Genomic DNA, 18,549 nt, shown 5'->3' with positions numbered 1-18,549 from the left:
AGGAGGTGACAGCACTTGGATCAACTACCTATAAGATTAGCGGAAGCCAAGCTTCGTATGTATGAGCAGCAGCATGTTCTGGAGATGCTTGCAAACCTGCCGGAGCAGGAGAAAAACAAGCTGGCTGCGCAAATTTTAGAAATTGATTTTGAGCGGATAGCCAAAGCTTTAGCCGACCGCAGCGATACTAAGAAGCTGAACAACGATGCGATATCCGCGATACCTTTTGAAGACTGGGAAGATTTTGAGCAGGGAGAAAAAGCGGCATATACCGAAAAGGGCTGGGAGCTGCTGCGAGCTGGGAAAGCTGGAGTTATCGTTGTTGCTGGCGGACAGGGCAGCAGGCTTGGCCATGATGGGCCTAAGGGTACGCTGGATATTGGACTTCCATCCCATAAATCTTTATTTCAGCTTCAAGCAGAGCGGCTGCTGTATTTATCGAGAAAAGCCGGCAAGTCTATCCCATGGTATATCATGACTAGCCCCGATAATCATGAAGCAACGAAGGCATTTTTTCATTCCTTGCATTACTTTGGTTATCCAGCGGAGGACTGTTTTTTCTTCCAGCAAAATACGATGCCTGCGCTCGATCATGACGGTAAGCTGCTTTTATCGGAAGACGGAACACTTATGCTGGCCCCTAGCGGCAATGGAGAATGTTTCGCGTCGTTAAAACGCACAGGAGCAATTGCTGATATGAAGGAAAGAGGCTTAGCGTGGTTGTTTTATTATAATGTAGACAATGCGCTCATAAAGGTCGCAGACCCTGCATTTATTGGACTAGCTGCGTCACGCAATCAGATGGTTGCAACAAAGGTTATCGAAAAAACGGATGTTGACGAGAAAATCGGGGTTTTATGTTTGAAAAATGATCGTCCGGCTGTGCTCGAGTATAACGAAATTCCGTCATCCATTAAGGATAAAAGAACGAATGAAGGGCGATTGTTTTATAGCTTAGGGCATATATCTATCCATTTATTTAAGCTGGACTTCATACAAGAGCATGCAGATACGGATATTCCTTTCCATATTGCCTCCAAAAAGATGAAATACATGGACGCCGAAGGAAGCATCATCACACCTATGGAGCCAAACGCCTATAAGCTCGAACGCTTTATTTTTGATTTTTTTCCATTGGCGGATAAAGTTACTGTTGTGCAGGGGACTCGTGAGGAGGAATTCGCTCCAGTCAAAAATAAATCGGGTGAAGACAGTCCGCTTAGTGCACGTCAGCTCGTTCAGTCGCTTCATCGAAGCTGGCTGCGCGCCGCTGGTGTGTCTGAAGAACAGCTGCAAGGTCGTGATATTGAAATTTCGCCATTAATTTCGTATAACGGTGAAGGCTTGAAAGCGGAAGATTGGAGCTTTGACTGATCGCTAACGAACTCCAGAGTCGCTATATGATCAAATTAGACTCGTTTTGGTATGTAACGAATCCCACTGGCGCTATTTTACGTTGTAGCTCCATATATTGAAGTTATTTTGTAGAATAACGTTACTGGAGTTCGTTAGAATTTAGAAAACGATCATTTGTGCGAAATAACGTCTCCTGAGTTCGTTACATGTATTGAAGTCATTCGAGCGCCAACACAGTCTAAATATAGGGCTGCGTTTACCTATTTTATAAAACGATATCAACAAGGAAAATGTTTACATTACGAACGTGTGTACGGTATTATTGAGGTGGCTGATTATTCATGTTTATTAGCTAATAGAATAGACTTCTTTCTAAAGGGAGATGATCTGATGAATACAGAACACGTAACATCTATCGATCAATTGCAACAAAAACTAGACAATCATTGCAATTGTCTAGCTAAGCTAGGTTATCTTAACGGTTGTGTATTGGTTGCATTCGAGGGACGAATCATATTAAACAAGGGTTATGGGATGGCAAGCTTTGAGCTAGATGTTCCGAATGACCCGCAGACGAAATTCCGTATTGGCTCGATTACAAAACAATTTACGGCAGCAGCAATCGTTATGATGCATGAACTGAAGCTTTTGAACGTAGAAGATCCGATCTCCGAGTACCTCCCCAGCTACCCAAATGGCGATAAAATTACGATTCATCACTTGCTAACACATACATCAGGAATTCCGAACTACACAGGCCTAGAGGATTTTGTATCAAAGATGAGACTTGTTTCTTCTACAGACGACCTCATTGCCAGATTTGCAGACAAGCCCTTGTTGTTTGAACCGGGGGAGAAGTTTGATTACAGCAATTCAGGTTATGTGCTTCTTACAGCAATTATCGAGAAAATATCCGGACGCACTTACGAGGACTATATCTACCATGCCATATTGAAGCCGCTCGGAATGATAAATACCGGTTATGATCATGCTAAAAAAATATTGAAAAACCGTGCATCCGGCTACGAGGTTTGGGGTGAAGTAGTGAATGCAGAGTTTCTGGAAATGACTATTCCATCCGGTGCTGGAGGCATGTATTCGACCGTTGAGGACCTTTATATTTGGGGACTGGCGCTGCATTCACAGAGGCAGATCAGCGAGAAGGCTTATGCGAGCATGACGACACCTTTCAAAGAAACATATGGCTACGGATTATTTATATATGAGGAAGAAATTATGGGCAGCCTCAGAAAAGTTATCGGTCATGGCGGAGGCATTAATGGTTTCTTAACCGAAATGAGGCATTATAAAAAAGAAGATGTAACGGTAATCGTTTTATCTAATCTAGTAACGACGCAGGTAGGACCGATTAGTCAGCAGCTGGCGCGGCTTGTTTTGGGCGAGGAAGTGCAGCTTCCGATATCGCATACGCCGATCAAGCTGGAAATCAATCAGTATAACAATCTCATTGGCAGCTACGATGTGGAAGGGGAGCCAGGCTCGCCATTAATCATTTCGCAAGAGCAAGAGAAGTTTTATCTCACCCAAAATACGTGGTTTAAATTTGAGCTCTGTCCTTATTCCGCAGTAGAGGGAGAACTGCTGTTTTTCTTGAATGGAATGGACGGAAAGATTACTTATACCGATACCGGATCTGTACCAGAATTAACGGTTCAGCTGTTTGGCGGCGTAAAAAAAGCAGTGAAGAGTGTTAAGTCATGATACAAGCCGTTATTTTTGATTTAGACGGTACGCTGCTGGATCGTGATCGTTCCTTATTGAAGTTCGTAGAGGAGCAATTCGAGAGATTGATTAGTCCGAACGTCGAGGTGGATAAAGAGAGTTATATTAAAAGGTTCATCGCATTAGACAGTCGTGGCTATGTTTGGAAGGACAAAGTATACCAGGAGCTCATACGAGAGTTTGAGCTAAGGCTGGATTGGAATGAGTTGCTAGACGACTATAAGATAGGTTTCTCAGATCATGCGGTTTCATTTCCTAATATGATAGAACTGCTCGATGGCCTTAAGGAGAAAGGCTATAAGCTGGCAATGATTACGAATGGATTCAGCGACTTTCAAGCGAGCAATATTCAGGCCCTCCAAATCGCTCATTATTTTGATGAAATTCTTATTTCGGAGCGGGAAGGCCTTCGCAAGCCTGATCCCGCTATATTCCTGCGAGCTGCGGAAAAACTGAATGTGGCGACAGAGGCATGTGTTTATGTTGGAGACCATCCAGTCAATGACATCACTGCGAGCAAAGCGACAGGCATGAAGGGAATATGGAAGGAAGACAACTATTATACGGAGACATTTGAGTATGACGCGAAGGTGAAGGACTTAATAGAAATTAGACATCTAGTTGAACAATGGAAATAACGGAGGAAAGCTAAAATGGAGCTAAGACCGAGGGTTTGTGCGGCAATTATTCGTGATGAGAAAATTTTGATGGTCTTTCAAGATCATCCCCTCGAGAATCGGAGCTTCTGGACATTGCCCGGCGGTGGCGTAGATGCTGGGGAAACGAATGAGGATGCGGTTATTCGTGAGGTTAAGGAAGAAGTCTGTCTAAACGGCAAAGCGGAAAGACTACTATTTGAAGCGGAATATTCATTAGGGCCGGATTATTGCTATCTTGTTACCGTTGATGCGAAGGAAGAGGCGCAGCTTGGAGTAGACCCTGAGCTCTCTGCTGATGAGCAGGTATTGAAAGGAATCGCATGGTTTACATTAGAGGAAAAGAAAAACGATCTGCAGGTGTCTAGAGTCATTGCTTGTCTATAGCTCTTTTCCCCATCTATGAAAAATTAGTTGTAAAATGGTAAATTCACCTTTACAATAATAGGAATGACTGGAAGGGGTGGAGGTATGAAGACGATGATAGAGGCGCTTCGGGAAAGACCTCGATTATCATTTTTATATTTCCATTCTTATATGAAACACTAAAGCGATTGCTGCTTTAGTGTTTTTTTTATACTTAAAAACGCGAAGGAGTGTTTTAGAAATGATGAGAGAACAATTGGCGAAAGCAATCTATGAAGCAGCCTATTTAGAGGGAGAGTTTAAGCTGCGTTCAGGTCAAGTTTCGAATCACTATTTTGATAAATACTTATTTGAGTCCAATCCTAAGCTTTTGGCAGAAATTGCAGAGAAACTGGCTCCGTTAGTACCCAGCGATACCGAAGTATTGGCAGGGCTCGAGATGGGCGGCATTCCGATTGCAACAGCTCTTTCACTGAAAACAGGTATACCTGCAGCATTTGTAAGAAAAGAAGCAAAGAAATACGGTACCTGTAAGCTTGCTGAAGGTATACATATAGCAGGGAAAAAGGTCTGTATTATTGAAGATGTGGTTACAACAGGAGGGCAGATTCTTATCAGCACGGATGATCTGAGGAAATATGGGGCTGAGATCAAGTCCGTTATGTCGGTGATTGAACGAGAGCCGCTGGGCAGGAGGAATCTCGAAGAGGCGGGATTAACCTACATTTCTTTATTCCATATCGATGAGCTATTGCAAGCTTCGACTAAGTAATATTTCGTAATACCAGAGCAACTACTACCCTTTATAAGAGAAAATGATAGCAAGCTGCTATTAAATTGATTGGTAATTTGAATTAAAATTCGTTAATATGTATTAATATGCAATAATATCCGACGACTTGTTTAGACTTGATCGCCAAGATCAAGAAGGATTACCCCCATATTAAGGTGTATTCAGCGATAGATCCTTATCGTAGCAGCATGGATGAGGAATATGAGTATGCACAAAAGAAGCTTGAAGCGGGAGCAGACGGTTTCTTCACGCAGCCATTTTTTGATCTGAGCTTGATGGAGCAGTATTCAGATATGCTGAAGGGCTCCGAAATTTTCTGGGGCGTATCGCCGGTCGTATCGGACAAATCGCAAAAATATTGGGAAACAAGAAATCATGTTGTATTCCCTGCTGATTTTCAACCGACGCTTGAGTGGAATATCGATTTTGCGAGGCAAGCATTAGCGTTTACGAAGAAGACGAACAGCCACATTTATTTTATGCCGATAAAAGTCGATTTGCAGGCTTATTTTGATGGGATTTTCAGTAAAGTACTCGTATAAAGTAAAATGCGAATGGATAATAAATGACGGCTGTCTCCAAAGGCAACATGCCAAGAGGAGCAGCCTTTTTTGTGTTTTTATGAAAAAAACTTCATTGGCTGCAAGATTATAATAATGCTACAATCGTTCAAGTGTGGTCATTTGGAAATGTAAGGAAGTTTAGATATCGTACAATATATTAAAAAAGGGTTGAAGACGATATGGCTATCAGAACCAAAACGGTCATTTTCACCATATTGCTTGTACTAGGCTTGCTGCTTCGCTGTTATTATACGGATTGGGATAAAAAGCTGACGGGTGACGAGGTTGGCTATAATAAAATGGTGCTGCAGCTGCTTCACGAGGGCGTTTACGGATATGCGCCATATGCTTATTCAGAAAAACCTAATGCGTTTACAACACCAGGTTATCCTCTTTTTTTGGCTGGCTGTTATGCCGTATTTGGATATGCGGGAGATCGTCCCCCAGTCGTACAAATTCAGGCGCTGCAAATATTGATTCAGCTTATATGTGCAGTTATCATGTATGGGATTGCGAGACGGATGTTTGCGCATACGGGCATTAGCCTGTTTATGATGGCTTGTTATTTATTGCATCCCACGTTTATTTTATCGCCAATGTATCTTTTAACAGAAACGTTATACGGTTTATTTTTTCTAATATTTATTTATCTTTTAGTGAGGTGTGCACAGGAGACAAAGCTTAGATGGTTTCTATCACTAGGTGTAGTCTTCGGCATTTGTGTACTGATCCGGCCAACGATCGTTCCCTTTATAGTTGTTTTGCTAGCTGGTGTAGCGGTATACGGCAGAAAATATGGAATGGCAGCGGTGCTAAAAGCGATTTCCGTTATTACGATCGGATTTGCTGTAATGATGCTGCCCTGGTGGATTCGCAATTGGATGACCTTAGATAAGGTGCTGTTGCTCGCGGAGCAGACGGGAAATCCGTTGTTATGGGGTTCTTATCCTTTTGAACGGAGTCCTCATGTAGACGTTAAACAAGATCCCGCGGAAATGGGGAGAATAGCTTATGAGCGAATTATCAATGGTTTCCGCAATGAGTTTTTCACTTACCTGAGCTGGTACAGCTGGGGCAAGCTGCTAATTTATATTAGTGAGATTTTTCCGGGTTTAGGATATATAACAGTAAATAAGCTATTTTCCAAGCTGATAACCATTTTGCATATGATCGTTATGGTCATTGGTTTGGGTGGACTCGTAAAGATCATTATCCATGAAAGAAGAAATGCGATGTATATGATGATTGCATTGCTCGCCGTGTTTAGCATACTGCTGTATCTTCCCTTCTCGCCTACGCCAAGATATTTTTATCCGACGATTCCGCTTTGTTTGTTGGGACTGGGATATTTGCTTTCATGCACCATAACGTCTAAGGGCAGACCAAATAAAAACGAAGGTTATCGAGCATAGTTGCTTTAAGGCATGGACGTTTTATAATAGATAGAACTAAATGTAATATCGCGTTTTATTCGAATATAAGCAGCAGGAAAGAAAGTATGAATAAGGACTTTAACAAAGGTGGTATTTTGGTAAATGGCAAAAGGAAAATATTATGTCGTCTGGGTTGGCAAGAAAACAGGGATATTCACTTCATGGCCCGAGTGCCAAGCGCAGGTTAGTGGAGTACAGGATGCGAAGTTTAAATCTTTCGAGACGAAGCCGCTGGCGGAAAAAGCTTTCCAAGACGGCTGGCGCAGTCATTGGGGGACAGGCTCAGGCAAAGCTGCTGCTTCGAGCGCAAAAACAGGGAGCAGCGTAAAGCAGCCTGTACTGCTTCAGGAAGAAACGGCTTCTATTGACTACGATAGTATTTCTGTTGACGTAGGAACGCGAGGGAACCCAGGGCCTGTCGAGTACAAGGGTGTGGACACACAAACGAGCGAAATTTTGTTTTATGTCGGGCCCATTCCGAATGGTACGAACAATTTAGGTGAATTTATCGCTGTGGTTCATGCACTTAGGTACTTGAAGGAGAAGGGCAGCACGAAGACAATCTATAGTGATTCTAGAACGGCTCTGAGTTGGCTACGTAATAAGAAGGTAGCCTCCACCTTAAAAAGGGACGCATCCACCGCAAAAATATGGGAGCTAACGGATGAAGCGGTGAAATGGCTGCACACGAATACATACACGACTAAAGTGTTGAAATGGAACACCGAGGAGTGGGGTGAAATTAAAGCTGATTTTGGGCGAAAGTAATGGAACGTTGACATTTTGTAGGGAGCGGAGAGCATGAAGCCAATTACAATTCTGATAGCTGACGATGATACGGAGATTATCGATTTGATCGAGCTGCACTTAGAGAAAGAAGGTTACCAATGTGTCAAAGCTTCTAACGGCCAAGAAGCTGTAGATGCTGTTCAGAAGCGTTCGATCGATTTAGCGATTTTAGATATTATGATGCCAAAGTTGGATGGGTATGAAGCAACGAGACAAATTAGGCTAAAACATCATATACCTATCATTTTTTTAAGTGCCAAGTCGTCTGATCTCGACAAGATTACAGGGCTAGTAAGAGGAGCGGACGATTATGTAACGAAACCGTTTAATCCTATGGAATTGATAGCGCGTGTGAACGCTCAACTCCGGCGTTCTACGCAGTTTAACCAAGTAGCTCCAGTTAACAGTCTCTTGTTGGAGGCTGGAGGATTAGTCATCTGCCTAGAAGAACGAACAGTCGCTTTTTATGGCAAGCCTATCGGATTAACGCCGAAAGAATTTGATATTTTGTATTTGCTAGCTAGTAATCCGAAGAAAGTATATAGCTCAGAACATATATTTCGACAGGTGTGGGGTGAAGCTTATTATGAAGGAAGCAATACGGTCATGGTACATGTCCGCACCTTAAGGAAAAAACTCGGAGAAGACTCACATAAAAATAAGTTGATCAAAACCGTCTGGGGAGTAGGTTATAGCTTCTATGGCTAAAATGATCCGCAGCTTTCGCTCAAAAATGATTCTACTTTTTGGTCTAAGTATGCTATTTTCCGGGGTAATCACCTATTCGATATATAAAGTTCTCCAACTCTATTATTATACGACTAAAGTAGAGGATAGCTTTACTAAAGTTCGTTACTTCATAAGAGATATTGGAGATGTAAACTTTTTTCTTATCCTATTTATTCCTCTTTCCATTTGGTTTTTCTTTCTGCTTACTAAACGATATTCAGCGTATTTTCATGAAATATCGGGGGGAATTAACCTGCTGGCGAAGGGCGACTTTCACAACCACATTAACATTTCATCCAAAGATGAGTTTGGGGATATTGCCAGAGACATAAATTTAGCAAGCGAAAAATTAAAGCTGGCCTTGGAAAGAGGAGATTTTGAAGAAAACAGCAAGGAACGATTGGTGTTGAATTTAGCTCATGATTTGCGTACACCACTAACTTCTGTTTTAGGTTATTTAGATTTCATCCTTCAGGATGATCAACTGTCCAAAGAACAAGTAAACCACTATACGAGCATAGCTTATACAAAATCTCAACGTTTGGAAAAACTCATAGATGAATTATTCGAAATTACGAGAATGAATTACGGAAAAAATAAGATTGTAAAAAAACAAGTCGATCTTAGCGAGCTTCTCATTCAATTAAACGAGGAATTATATCCTGCTTTTGAGAAAAACCACCTCACAACAAGGCTGAATGTCGCTCTGCATTTGAACATACGAGGTGACGGGGATTTATTGGCACGCGTATTTGAAAATCTTCTGACGAATGCAATCCGTTATGGAAAAGACGGCAAGTTTATCGATATAAACGGCAAACTTGATGGAGAAGAAGTGGTCGTGCACATTGTCAATTACGGAGATTGTATCCCAGAGGAAGAACTGCCGCATATATTTGATATGTTTTATACCGGCGATAAATCTAGAACCTATCAAGAAGGAAGTACAGGACTCGGCCTGTTCATTGCGAAAAACATAACGATGCAGCATCAAGGCACTATTTCAGCAGAGAGCAATTTTATTCATACGATTCTTGAAGTTCGGTTGCCACATGATAAAGGATCTGATGGCAGCTAGAAATCATAATAATATTCATTTAAGGAAAATTTTATGTTTACCCTACTTTTTCTTTTATCATTCACCCCTATTCTAAATGTACGAATGGGAGGTGGAACGAAGAATGAAGAAGTGGGGTTTTTGGCATGTCTTCATTGCAGGGAAACATATGAAAAAGTGGTTCAGAAAGGATTCCTCAGCGGCTTTGCTATTTCTCGTGCCGAGCGTTTTCGGGTTTGCGTTATTTTACCTGATTCCGTTTGCCATTGGAGTATTCTATTCTTTTATGGATAGTACGGTAGATAGCCAGTTTGTTGGATTAGATAATTACCGCGAGCTATTTGCGAGCGACTCCTTCCGAAAAGCGTCATCCAATACGTTTTATTTCAGCGTGGTGAGTGTTCCGCTTATACTTGTGCTGTCGTTAGGTCTTGCCATCATTTTAAATAAAAATATATATTTGCGAAATTGGCTGCGCACTGCCTATGTGCTGCCACTTGTCGTCCCTGTCGCCTCGATTCTACTCATTTGGCAGATGCTGTTCGATTGGAACGGCTCTTTGAACGCATGGCTTGCCGGGTTCGGATTTGAACGGGTGGATTGGATGAAAACCGATGCGGCCCGAAACGTAATCATTATCGTTTATCTATGGAAGAACATCGGATATAACGTCATTTTATTTTTGGCGGGACTGCAACAAATTCCTAAGGATTATTATGAAACCGCCCAGATTGAAGGTGCAGGGCGGTTAAGGCAGTTTCGTAGTATTACGCTGGTCTATTTAACATCCACGATGTTTTTTGTAGTTATTATGTCGATCATTAATTCGTTTAAAGTATTTCGGGAAACGTATTTGATCGCAGGCGAATATCCGCATGACAGCATATACATGATGCAGCATTACATGAACAATATGTTCACGTCGCTTAATATTCAAAAGCTGACAGCCGCCGCGACATTGATGGCAGGATGTATTCTTCTGATCGTCATGGGTTTGTTTGTGATGGAACGCCGTTTTCGGCAGTACATGGAGTAGGGGGAAGGAAGGCTGTGCTAGTTGTAAAAGTAGTACAAAAAATAGTGTTAACGGGAGTCATGTGTACAATAGCAGTTTTATTGTTGTTTCCCATTGTGATTACGTTCACAAACTCATTCATGACAGAGCAAGAAATTGCCATCAATTATAGTCCCATAGGGCAAATAGAAAAAGTGGAGGCAGGAAGAGAAAATCCTTTTGTAAATTTAAAATTGCTGCCGGATCAATTGACCCTGGAGCAGTTTTACAACGTGTTGGTGGGCAGTCCGAGATATTTGATGATGTTCTGGAATTCGGTATTTTTAGTCGTGCCAATCATCATAGGACAAACCCTCGTAGCAGCGCTTGCTGCGTACGCTTTCTCAAAGCTGAAATTTCGCGGTCGAGAACACTTGTTTCTCGTCTATATCCTGACAATGCTCATGCCGTTCCAAGTCACGCTAGTGCCCAATTATATTATGGCGGATAAGCTAGGGCTCCTGAATAATCCGAATGCGATTATATTACCTGGCATATTCGCGGCTTTTGGTGTGTTTATGCTCAGACAGTTCATGCTTGATATTCCCTATGCTTACATAGAAGCGGCCAAAATGGACGGAGCTGGACATTTGCGAATTTTTTTTAAGATTATTACTCCGATGATCAAACCGGGTCTGGCTGCGCTTGTGATTCTCTTGTTTGTTGATTATTGGAATATGGTAGAGCAGCCGCTTATTTTTTTGGACGATCCATTTATGCAGCCGCTATCGGTGTTTTTATCTAGGTTGAATGGTGAGATGGGGATAGCTTTCGCTGCATCTATGCTTTTCATGGCTCCGATGATGCTGCTGTTTCTTTATGCGGAAACATATTTCATCGAAGGCATTCAATTGTCCGGAATTAAAGGTTAGGGGGAAAGATGGGAGATGGAGCTGGAAAAAGAGCCACCAGATCGCAGGCGCAAACGAAACATTTTAGTTGTATTTTTTATTCTGATGGGACTGTTACTATTTTTTACGCTTCTTAGCAATACGCTGCAGTCGCTGGCATTGCCGAAAGTAAGTACGGAAAAACCAGTCAAGGGCAGCCTTGCCTTGTCGCTCGAAGGCAGCGGTATTTTGCAACCGATCGCCCAAGCCAAATTATCGAACCCTGCTGGTTGGAAAGTCCGAAAGGTCCTCGTGAAAGAAAACGATCGAGTAACGAAGGGGCAAAAGCTCATTCTCTACGACAGCAAATCCGCCGAGCGAGAACTGTTAGATGAGAAAACCAATTTGGACAAGCAGAAAATTGAGCAGCAAAATATGCAAGATCAGTTCATCCAAACAATGATTGAAGGGGATGAGCTGAAAATTCGGAAAGCAAGACGGGATCTTGAAACGATGAAACTTGATCTTAGCACGCAGCAACGTAAAATTGACGATTTGAAAGAGCGGCTAATAAGCCAAAAAGAAATTACAGCTCCTTTTGATGGCATTATTACGCAATTGAATGCTGTCGAAGGGTTAGCACCAACAGGAGAACCTGATGTTGTTATTTCGAACAGCAGTCTTGGTTATCGCTTGGATATAACAGTTGATTCAAGGCTGCTCACAAGCTTCGGGCTATCAAGCGGAGTGAAGATAGAAGTCGAGGTAGATACTGCTCAGAAACAACAGACACATATGCTGGGCGGCATGATTGATGAGGTAGTAAATGCAGAACCCCGTACAAATAGCTCATCTAGTGAAGATACTGGTCAGACCAAAACGGTTTCACAACATATTCTTCGCATAAAAGTCGCAAATTCAGAGCTGAAAGGAGGTGAACAGGCAAAAATTAAACTGGATGCACGCTCGCAGCAAGAGGGATTGCTCATCTCCAATGAGGCTATTCATAAGGATCAAGAAGGCATTTTCATCAATAAGCTTGAAGTGCAAAGGGGAGCATTAGGCAATGCCTATGTTGTCCGTAAGGTCAGAGTTCCTTTCAGCGAAAAAAACGACATAGTAACGATGATTCAAGCGGATAACCTATATGAGGATGAACTGATTATTTTGCAGAGCAGCGAGCCTCTTCAAGACGGAAATCGTGTTCGCCTGCAGTAGTAAAGCAAGTAGAAGAGAAAAGGATAGGAGAAATGTATACCATGAAAAAGATGCTGTTTATTATGGTTTTGATGCTAGTCATGACCGCATGCAGTTCTGGGGGCGGCGAGGAGTTGGAAAGCGCGAATAAGCCCGGAAGCAGTGAGGGGAAAACGGTCGTTACATTGGCAGCGCGACAACCGAGCATATTTTTGCAGACGGCAGAAAAAAAGTTTGAAGATAAGTATCCGGACATCGATATTCAAATTCAAGTCACAGAGGAATATGAAAAATATACAAAAACGACGAACGCAGCGCTCCTTTCAGGGAAAGGACCGGATATTTTTGATATAAGCAGCTTGCCTATAGAAGATTATGTGAGCAAGAAGCTTATTCTAAATATGGATGAGCTTATGGAGAAGGACAAAACGATAAATAAGAGCGACTTGCAAATGAATATTTTGGATCAATTAAAGTCGAATGATGGTATGTATACTATGCCTTTTGGTTTCTCCTTGCGGGCATTCATTGGCGATGGGGACATTCTAGGGAACACGGATATTGACGATAAAAATTGGACGTGGAAAGAGTTCGAGAAGACTGTGAAGGTATTGGGGGAGAATGGGCCGGAACGCCGCTATGCTATGGCAAATGACCCGCCGGAAATGCTCCTGCAAGAAATGCTTATAGATAAATATTCAGAGTTTGTGGATCATGCAGCGAAAGAGGCAAAGTTCGACTCTCCATTATTTATGGAGGCGATGCAACAAATTAAAGGGATGTTTGATAATAAAGTTATGACTGCGGAACATGCTGATATCGGTAAGCAAATGTTCCATTCCATTGTTATTGAATCGCCGGCAGACTTTATTAATGCTCCTCTACTCTATTTCTCAAATCCGAAGCTGCTGCAAAAACCGGAACAAAAAGGCGGAACAAGGATTATTACTTATTCCCGGTTCGCCATTCAAGCCCAATCTCCCGTTAAAGAAGAAGCTTGGAAGTTTATTTCCTTCTTGTTATCTGTGGAAGGACAATCTTTGCAAGATAGAGTAGGGTTTTCATTACTGAAATCTGTGAATGAAAAACAGCTGAATGAGATTCAGCAACAAATTAAAGGTGGAACGTACAAGCTTCCGGACGGGAAAGTGCCGCAGGTAACCGATGAACAATTTAATCAATTTAAGGAACTGATTAGTACAGCGGATAACTATTCAGATGTGGACGGTAAAGTGTTTTCTATTGTAGGAGATGAGGCCAGCTCATTTTTTAGCGAACAAAAGTCTGCTGAAGAAGTTGCGAAGCTGATCCAGAACAAGGTGACCACTTACTTGAACGAGTAGTTAACAATAGAAGTAGCCTAATTAGTTTCCCCGAAGCGAGGACGGGGAAACTTTTTTGTGTTTTTTGAACGTACGGCTAAAGTAATAAATGTCGTTGAAGCCTGTCGCTGTTGCAACCTCAGACACGGTAAGTGGACTGTGACGCAGCAAATAATCGGCTTTGCCGAGCCGAGTCATCGTTATATATTCTGTAACGGTATGACCGCTCAGCTCTTTGAACAATCTGCTAAAGTGGTAACGGCTGAGGTTTGCCATGCTTGCCAGCTGGTCCACCGAAAGCTCATCCTTGTAGCTGTCCTCAATATGCTTGAAGACAGGTGCGAAGCGCTCAATGTTCTTCATACGCTCTGCATATTCGTCTTTGGTGAGCACGGTAGCGACATGACCGCGAAGCAGCAGCGTCAACAGGCGGTAGAGCTCGGACTTTATGGCCAGCTCGTAACCGAACTCGCGCTGTTCGAGCTCATTGATGATGGCATGCATGCAGGATGTTACTTTGCTGTCGTCGCCAATATAATTTTGCAGCAGAAGGCGGTTCTGCGTAATGGGCGTAATGAACTTCGTTTCGGCAGCATCCACCGACTGGCTGTGCAGCAAGGAAATGTCGGCGATGAGCGCATAGTAGTACAAATCTGATGATAGGCTAATTCCGTAGTGAAGCTCATTGCTGTTCACGACGATGAGATCGCCAGCGGATGCTGTTATCGTAGTAGAACCGCACTCTATCGAGGCTTTGCCCGACACAAAATATAAAAATTCAAGATGTTCATGAAAATGATGCGGGAAAATGACCATTCCCTGCTGGTCGAAGGTGTTGTGATGCAGTTTTATCGGAAAATGAGGGTCTGGCATGTCCATAGGCTCACGCAGTTCTTCGAATTTTTCCAACTTGAAAGACCTCCTCAGTAGGATAGCACAATTGTACAAACAAACCGCACAGCTTTACATGGAGTTGCAGGTTGAAACCATTATAATACGAAAGTGTAGACATGCAAAACCTTACTATTAGAATTCATAAGGAGAGATTAGCAATGAAACCGATACAAATCGCGGTTATTGGAACAGGCTCTATCTCATCATCTCATCTAGATTCCTATAAGAAAAATCCTAATGCGAACATTTACGCGGTTTGCGATTTAAATGAAGAGCGCGTAAAAGCCGCAGCTGAGAAATATGGCGCCGAAAAAATTTATACGGATTATCACGAGCTGCTCGCCGATCCAGTTATTGAAGCGGTCAGCATTTGTACGTGGAACAATACGCATGCTGAAATCAGCATTGCGGCTCTTAAAGCTGGCAAGCATGTGCTCGTAGAAAAGCCGCTTTGCCGTACGGTTGAAGATGCGCTTCTTGTGCAAGAGGCTGTAGAGCAATCCGGCAAGCTCCTTCAAGTGGGCTTCGTCCGCAGATACGATACGAGTGCACAATTGATTCGTGCGATGGCTGACAGAGGCGAGTTCGGTGAAATTTATTTTGCCAAAGCATCAACGCTCAGACGCCTTGGAAATCCAGGCGGATGGTTCTCCGACATTGAGCGCTCAGGCGGCGGACCGCTTATTGATATTGGCGTACACGTTATCGATCTTTGCTGGTATTTGATGGGACGTCCGAAGCCGGTATCCGTTAGTGCCAATACGTATCGCAAGCTTGGCAATCGTGCCAATGTAAAAAACTTAAGCTTCTACCAAGCGGCGGATTACGATGCGGAGAAAAACACAGTTGAGGATTTAGCGAATGCACTTATTCGCTTCGAGAATGGCGCATCGCTGCTCGTAGATGTCAGCTTCACGCTGCATGCCAAGTCTAATGAAAACACAGTTAAGCTGTATGGGGAAAAGGGCGGTTTTGAGATCGATCCGGAAACCGTTATTGTAACAGAGCAAAATGACACGATCTTAAACGTATATCCGCAGACGGATCACGCTGGCTTTGATTTTGTTGGCGCTTTTCAAAATGAAATCAACCACTTCGTTGATTGTGTTGCTAACGGAAAACAGCCAATCAGCCCAGTGGCGGATGGCGTGGAAATTATGAAGATATTAGTCGGCATTTATGAATCCGCAGCAAAAGGAGCGGAAGTGCGTCTATGAAATTAGGAATCAGCACATACAGCTTATATAATGCACTGAGAACGGGCGAAATGACGATACAGGATGTTATCGTATATATCGCATCCATTGGCGGAGAGCATGTTGAAATTGTACCGCTTGGCTTTAACCTTACTGAAAATCCGGAACTGATCGAAGTGATTAAGAAGCAAGCGCAGGAAAGCGGTATTGAAATATCGAATTATGCGGTAGGTGCAAACTTCTCCGGATTAAATGAAGAACAATTCGAGCAGGAGCTTGACCGCTTGAAGCGTGAAGTGGATATTGCGGCAGCACTTGGTGTGAAGAAGATGCGTCACGACGTGGCATCATCGCAAAACCTATCCATTTCTAACTTCTTGTTGGAGCTGCCAAAGCTAGCGAAGGCTTGCCAAGCAGTTGCGGATTATGCAGCAACGTTTGGAATTACAACAAGTGTAGAAAATCACGGTTATTTTATACAACATAGCGACCGGGTACAGGCACTCATTGAGGTTGTAGATCGTCCAAACTTCAAGACAACGCTTGATGTCGGGAACTTCCTTTGTGTGGATGAGAATCCTCTTGCTGCTGTTAAAAACAATGTCAGCCTGGCTTCTATGGTCCATATTAAAGATTTCTACTATCGTCCATCTACCGAAAATCCGGGTGAAGGCTGGTTTAAATCCAAAGGCGGCAATTGGCTTCGGGGAGCAATCGTCGGACATGGTGACATCGCAATGCCGCAAGTACTGCGTGCTGTGAAAGAAAGCGGCTATGATGATTATATTTCCATCGAGTTTGAAGGCTTGGAAGATTGCCGTCTTGGAACGAGACTTGGCTTTGAATTCGTAAGACGTGTATGGAACGAAATTTAAACGAAGGAGTGACTCGAAGATGACATCACCTATCATTACGAACAAAATCGGCGTTATCGTGGATAGCTTTCAGGTTGGTGTAAAGGAAGGTTTGCTTAAAGCGAAGCAGGTTGGTGCGGATGGCGTGCAAATGTATGCGGTACATGGCGAGCTGGACCCTGCTAACCTGAACGCAGCTGCAAGAAAAGAATGGAAGTCTTATATTGATGGGCTAGGCCTTGATATTTCCGCTCTAGTTGGCGATTTGGGCGGCCATGGTTTTCAGGACCCGGCAGAAAACCGTGCGAAAATCGATAAATCCAAACGGATTATGGAGCTTGGCATGGAGCTTGGAACAAACATTATTACGACGCATATCGGTATCGTTCCAAGCGACAAAAACAGCCGTGTTTATGAGACGATGCATGCGGCATGTGAAGAGCTAGCTAGATTCGCGAATGATATGAACGCTTATTTTGCGATTGAGACAGGACCTGAGACGTCTGCGCATTTGAAGTCGTTTCTTGATGGTCTTGGCACCAAAGGCGTAGCTGTTAACTTTGACCCTGCCAACATGGTTATGGTTACGGGAGATGATCCTGTTCAAGGCGTTTACACGCTTAAGGATTATATCGTTCATACGCATGCGAAGGACGGCGTGAAGCTGGGAGATGTTGATCCGCGCGACGTTTATGGCGATTATGGCTACGAGGTTGCCCTCGACCATGAGAAAATTGCTGCGATGGCCGAAACAGGTTCTGCGTTCCGCGAAGTGCCGCTTGGTGATGGTACTGTAGACTGGCCGGCATATTTGCGAGCGCTTCAGGAAATTGGCTATACAGGTTATTTGACGATCGAGCGTGAAGTTGGTACGAGCCCAGAAGCGGATATTAGCAAAGCCGTTCAGTTTTTGAAAGCTTTTAAAGGACAGTAAAACAGGCATGGAGCATCCTCAATCGTTTTCTACAGATGAATTATAGGCTGCTAGCAGTCCAGTTGGAAGGCAAACCGTCTGGCTGCACGGTGGCAAATAAGAGGTTAGTCATCAGTTTGAAATGAATGTGTGATGTAGATTTAAGCGAAATCTCATGAAACCGCCCAAAAGAAAGCTCTCATGGTATAATCCATGAGAGCTTTCTTTACTTTTGTAGTTAGCTTTAGGGTGGCAAGGGTGAAGCGAATTCTGTAAAATAATAGAGGACTAGTATTATCGATTGATAACCAGGCAAACCATTCAAACTAGAGGACGTGCAGAAATGACAGTGGAGATTGTTCAAGTATCACATAACGATAAGGATTTACACAGGCTTATTCAGAAGCTGGATGAGGATTTAGCGCAAAGATATACGGCAGAGGAAGTATTTACAGTAGATTTTAGTGATCCTGGAATTGAGCAAATTGTATTTGTGGTTGCGTACGAGCAAGGAGAAGCGGTTGGTTGTGGAGCCATAAAACCGCTGGATGATGAGTATATAGAATTGAAACGATTTTATGTCAGCCCCGAATTTAGAAGGAACGGCATAGCCGCACAAGTTTTGAATGATTTAGAAGCCAGAGCGAAGGATATGAATTATCAATATATCCGTTTGGAAGCAGGGGCTCCTCAGCCAGAAGCGCTTCATTTTTATAAAAAACATCATTATTATGAAATTGATAGATATGGTGAATATATTTCCTGCGATTCAAGCCTTTGCTTTGAAAAGAAGCTTTAAGTACC

General features: G+C 42.9%; 19 protein-coding genes. 18 read left to right on the top strand and 1 reads right to left on the bottom strand.

Annotated features, from left to right (window positions below; all coding sequences use genetic code 11):
- Window positions 1-15: 15 nt before the first annotated feature.
- The 14 genes from AC1DOV_RS23475 to AC1DOV_RS23410 all read left to right on the top strand — a co-directional run bounded on the left by AC1DOV_RS23475 (window position 16) and on the right by AC1DOV_RS23410 (window position 13,909).
- Entirely contained in the window at window positions 16-1,374 is a 1,359-nt protein-coding gene (locus AC1DOV_RS23475) for a UTP--glucose-1-phosphate uridylyltransferase (protein ID WP_477551218.1), read from the top strand.
- Window positions 1,375-1,746: 372 nt separating this feature from the next.
- Window positions 1,747-3,078: a serine hydrolase domain-containing protein gene (locus AC1DOV_RS23470; protein ID WP_477551217.1), complete on the top strand. Its 1,332-nt coding sequence runs from the start codon at window positions 1,747-1,749 to the stop codon at window positions 3,076-3,078.
- The gene (locus AC1DOV_RS23465) at window positions 3,075-3,737 is read left to right on the top strand and encodes an HAD family hydrolase (protein ID WP_477551216.1); all 663 of its coding nucleotides are present in this window, start codon (window positions 3,075-3,077) and stop codon (window positions 3,735-3,737) included. The genes AC1DOV_RS23470 and AC1DOV_RS23465 overlap by 4 nt, the downstream gene beginning before the upstream one ends.
- Window positions 3,738-3,752: 15 nt before the next feature.
- A complete protein-coding gene (locus tag AC1DOV_RS23460) occupies window positions 3,753-4,142 on the top strand; it encodes an NUDIX domain-containing protein (protein WP_477551215.1) in 390 nt (129 codons plus the stop codon).
- 220 nt (window positions 4,143-4,362) lie between these two features.
- Entirely contained in the window at window positions 4,363-4,893 is a 531-nt protein-coding gene (gene pyrE / locus AC1DOV_RS23455; RefSeq protein WP_477509856.1) for an orotate phosphoribosyltransferase, read from the top strand.
- Between the two features lie 137 nt (window positions 4,894-5,030).
- Window positions 5,031-5,456, top strand: coding sequence for a methylenetetrahydrofolate reductase (locus AC1DOV_RS23450; protein ID WP_477509855.1), 426 nt, complete (start codon window positions 5,031-5,033; stop codon window positions 5,454-5,456).
- Between the two features lie 200 nt (window positions 5,457-5,656).
- The gene (locus AC1DOV_RS23445) at window positions 5,657-6,889 is read left to right on the top strand and encodes an ArnT family glycosyltransferase (RefSeq protein ID WP_477509854.1); all 1,233 of its coding nucleotides are present in this window, start codon (window positions 5,657-5,659) and stop codon (window positions 6,887-6,889) included.
- 123 nt (window positions 6,890-7,012) lie between these two features.
- Window positions 7,013-7,678, top strand: a complete 666-nt coding sequence (rnhA, locus tag AC1DOV_RS23440) for a ribonuclease H (RefSeq protein WP_477509853.1) — start codon at window positions 7,013-7,015, stop codon at window positions 7,676-7,678.
- Window positions 7,679-7,711: 33 nt separating this feature from the next.
- Window positions 7,712-8,407 (top strand): response regulator transcription factor, encoded by a 696-nt coding sequence (locus AC1DOV_RS23435; protein ID WP_441880743.1) that lies wholly within the window; start codon window positions 7,712-7,714, stop codon window positions 8,405-8,407.
- The gene (locus tag AC1DOV_RS23430) at window positions 8,400-9,506 is read left to right on the top strand and encodes a sensor histidine kinase (RefSeq protein WP_477509852.1); all 1,107 of its coding nucleotides are present in this window, start codon (window positions 8,400-8,402) and stop codon (window positions 9,504-9,506) included. The genes AC1DOV_RS23435 and AC1DOV_RS23430 overlap by 8 nt, the downstream gene beginning before the upstream one ends.
- A gap of 148 nt (window positions 9,507-9,654) precedes the next feature.
- Entirely contained in the window at window positions 9,655-10,521 is an 867-nt protein-coding gene (locus AC1DOV_RS23425; protein WP_477527592.1) for a carbohydrate ABC transporter permease, read from the top strand.
- A gap of 59 nt (window positions 10,522-10,580) precedes the next feature.
- Window positions 10,581-11,411 (top strand): carbohydrate ABC transporter permease, encoded by an 831-nt coding sequence (locus AC1DOV_RS23420; RefSeq protein WP_477509959.1) that lies wholly within the window; start codon window positions 10,581-10,583, stop codon window positions 11,409-11,411.
- Window positions 11,412-11,426: 15 nt separating this feature from the next.
- Complete coding sequence (locus tag AC1DOV_RS23415) at window positions 11,427-12,587, top strand: efflux RND transporter periplasmic adaptor subunit (protein WP_477509851.1); 1,161 nt, start codon at window positions 11,427-11,429, stop codon at window positions 12,585-12,587.
- A 41-nt stretch (window positions 12,588-12,628) separates the two neighbouring features.
- The gene (locus tag AC1DOV_RS23410; RefSeq protein ID WP_477509850.1) at window positions 12,629-13,909 is read left to right on the top strand and encodes an ABC transporter substrate-binding protein; all 1,281 of its coding nucleotides are present in this window, start codon (window positions 12,629-12,631) and stop codon (window positions 13,907-13,909) included.
- A gap of 21 nt (window positions 13,910-13,930) precedes the next feature.
- Here the strand turns inward: AC1DOV_RS23410 and AC1DOV_RS23405 are convergent, their stop codons facing one another.
- A complete protein-coding gene (locus tag AC1DOV_RS23405; RefSeq protein WP_441880739.1) occupies window positions 13,931-14,797 on the bottom strand; it encodes an AraC family transcriptional regulator in 867 nt (288 codons plus the stop codon).
- 143 nt (window positions 14,798-14,940) lie between these two features.
- Between AC1DOV_RS23405 and AC1DOV_RS23400 the strand changes: the two genes are divergently transcribed.
- From AC1DOV_RS23400 to AC1DOV_RS23385, 4 genes are all read left to right on the top strand, one after another.
- A complete protein-coding gene (locus AC1DOV_RS23400) occupies window positions 14,941-15,999 on the top strand; it encodes a Gfo/Idh/MocA family protein (RefSeq protein WP_076267279.1) in 1,059 nt (352 codons plus the stop codon).
- Entirely contained in the window at window positions 15,996-16,853 is an 858-nt protein-coding gene (locus tag AC1DOV_RS23395) for a sugar phosphate isomerase/epimerase family protein (RefSeq protein WP_477509849.1), read from the top strand. Before AC1DOV_RS23400 ends, AC1DOV_RS23395 begins: the two co-directional genes overlap by 4 nt.
- Before the next feature lie 19 nt (window positions 16,854-16,872).
- Window positions 16,873-17,766, top strand: coding sequence for a sugar phosphate isomerase/epimerase family protein (locus tag AC1DOV_RS23390; protein WP_441958153.1), 894 nt, complete (start codon window positions 16,873-16,875; stop codon window positions 17,764-17,766).
- Window positions 17,767-18,088: 322 nt separating this feature from the next.
- A complete protein-coding gene (locus tag AC1DOV_RS23385) occupies window positions 18,089-18,544 on the top strand; it encodes a GNAT family N-acetyltransferase (RefSeq protein WP_477509848.1) in 456 nt (151 codons plus the stop codon).
- The last annotated feature ends 5 nt before the right edge of the window (window positions 18,545-18,549 follow it).

Source organism: Paenibacillus sp. 01T47 (assembly GCF_056398245.1).
Note: the sequence above shows the minus strand (reverse complement) of the source record. Positions and strands in the feature narration are given on the sequence as shown.

What these genes read in the sequence shown, in the direction of transcription:
- AC1DOV_RS23470 (WP_477551217.1), top strand. Translation starts at nt 1,747, where the DNA reads ATGAATACAGAACACGTAACATCTATCGATCAATTGCAACAAAAACTA.
- AC1DOV_RS23465 (WP_477551216.1), top strand. Translation starts at nt 3,075, where the DNA reads ATGATACAAGCCGTTATTTTTGATTTAGACGGTACGCTGCTGGATCGT.
- AC1DOV_RS23460 (WP_477551215.1), top strand. Translation starts at nt 3,753, where the DNA reads ATGGAGCTAAGACCGAGGGTTTGTGCGGCAATTATTCGTGATGAGAAA.
- pyrE (WP_477509856.1), top strand. Translation starts at nt 4,363, where the DNA reads ATGATGAGAGAACAATTGGCGAAAGCAATCTATGAAGCAGCCTATTTA.
- AC1DOV_RS23445 (WP_477509854.1), top strand. Translation starts at nt 5,657, where the DNA reads ATGGCTATCAGAACCAAAACGGTCATTTTCACCATATTGCTTGTACTA.
- rnhA (WP_477509853.1), top strand. Translation starts at nt 7,013, where the DNA reads ATGGCAAAAGGAAAATATTATGTCGTCTGGGTTGGCAAGAAAACAGGG.
- AC1DOV_RS23435 (WP_441880743.1), top strand. Translation starts at nt 7,712, where the DNA reads ATGAAGCCAATTACAATTCTGATAGCTGACGATGATACGGAGATTATC.
- AC1DOV_RS23430 (WP_477509852.1), top strand. Translation starts at nt 8,400, where the DNA reads ATGGCTAAAATGATCCGCAGCTTTCGCTCAAAAATGATTCTACTTTTT.
- AC1DOV_RS23425 (WP_477527592.1), top strand. Translation starts at nt 9,655, where the DNA reads ATGAAAAAGTGGTTCAGAAAGGATTCCTCAGCGGCTTTGCTATTTCTC.
- AC1DOV_RS23420 (WP_477509959.1), top strand. Translation starts at nt 10,581, where the DNA reads ATGTGTACAATAGCAGTTTTATTGTTGTTTCCCATTGTGATTACGTTC.
- AC1DOV_RS23415 (WP_477509851.1), top strand. Translation starts at nt 11,427, where the DNA reads ATGGAGCTGGAAAAAGAGCCACCAGATCGCAGGCGCAAACGAAACATT.
- AC1DOV_RS23410 (WP_477509850.1), top strand. Translation starts at nt 12,629, where the DNA reads ATGAAAAAGATGCTGTTTATTATGGTTTTGATGCTAGTCATGACCGCA.
- AC1DOV_RS23400 (WP_076267279.1), top strand. Translation starts at nt 14,941, where the DNA reads ATGAAACCGATACAAATCGCGGTTATTGGAACAGGCTCTATCTCATCA.
- AC1DOV_RS23395 (WP_477509849.1), top strand. Translation starts at nt 15,996, where the DNA reads ATGAAATTAGGAATCAGCACATACAGCTTATATAATGCACTGAGAACG.
- AC1DOV_RS23390 (WP_441958153.1), top strand. Translation starts at nt 16,873, where the DNA reads ATGACATCACCTATCATTACGAACAAAATCGGCGTTATCGTGGATAGC.
- AC1DOV_RS23385 (WP_477509848.1), top strand. Translation starts at nt 18,089, where the DNA reads ATGACAGTGGAGATTGTTCAAGTATCACATAACGATAAGGATTTACAC.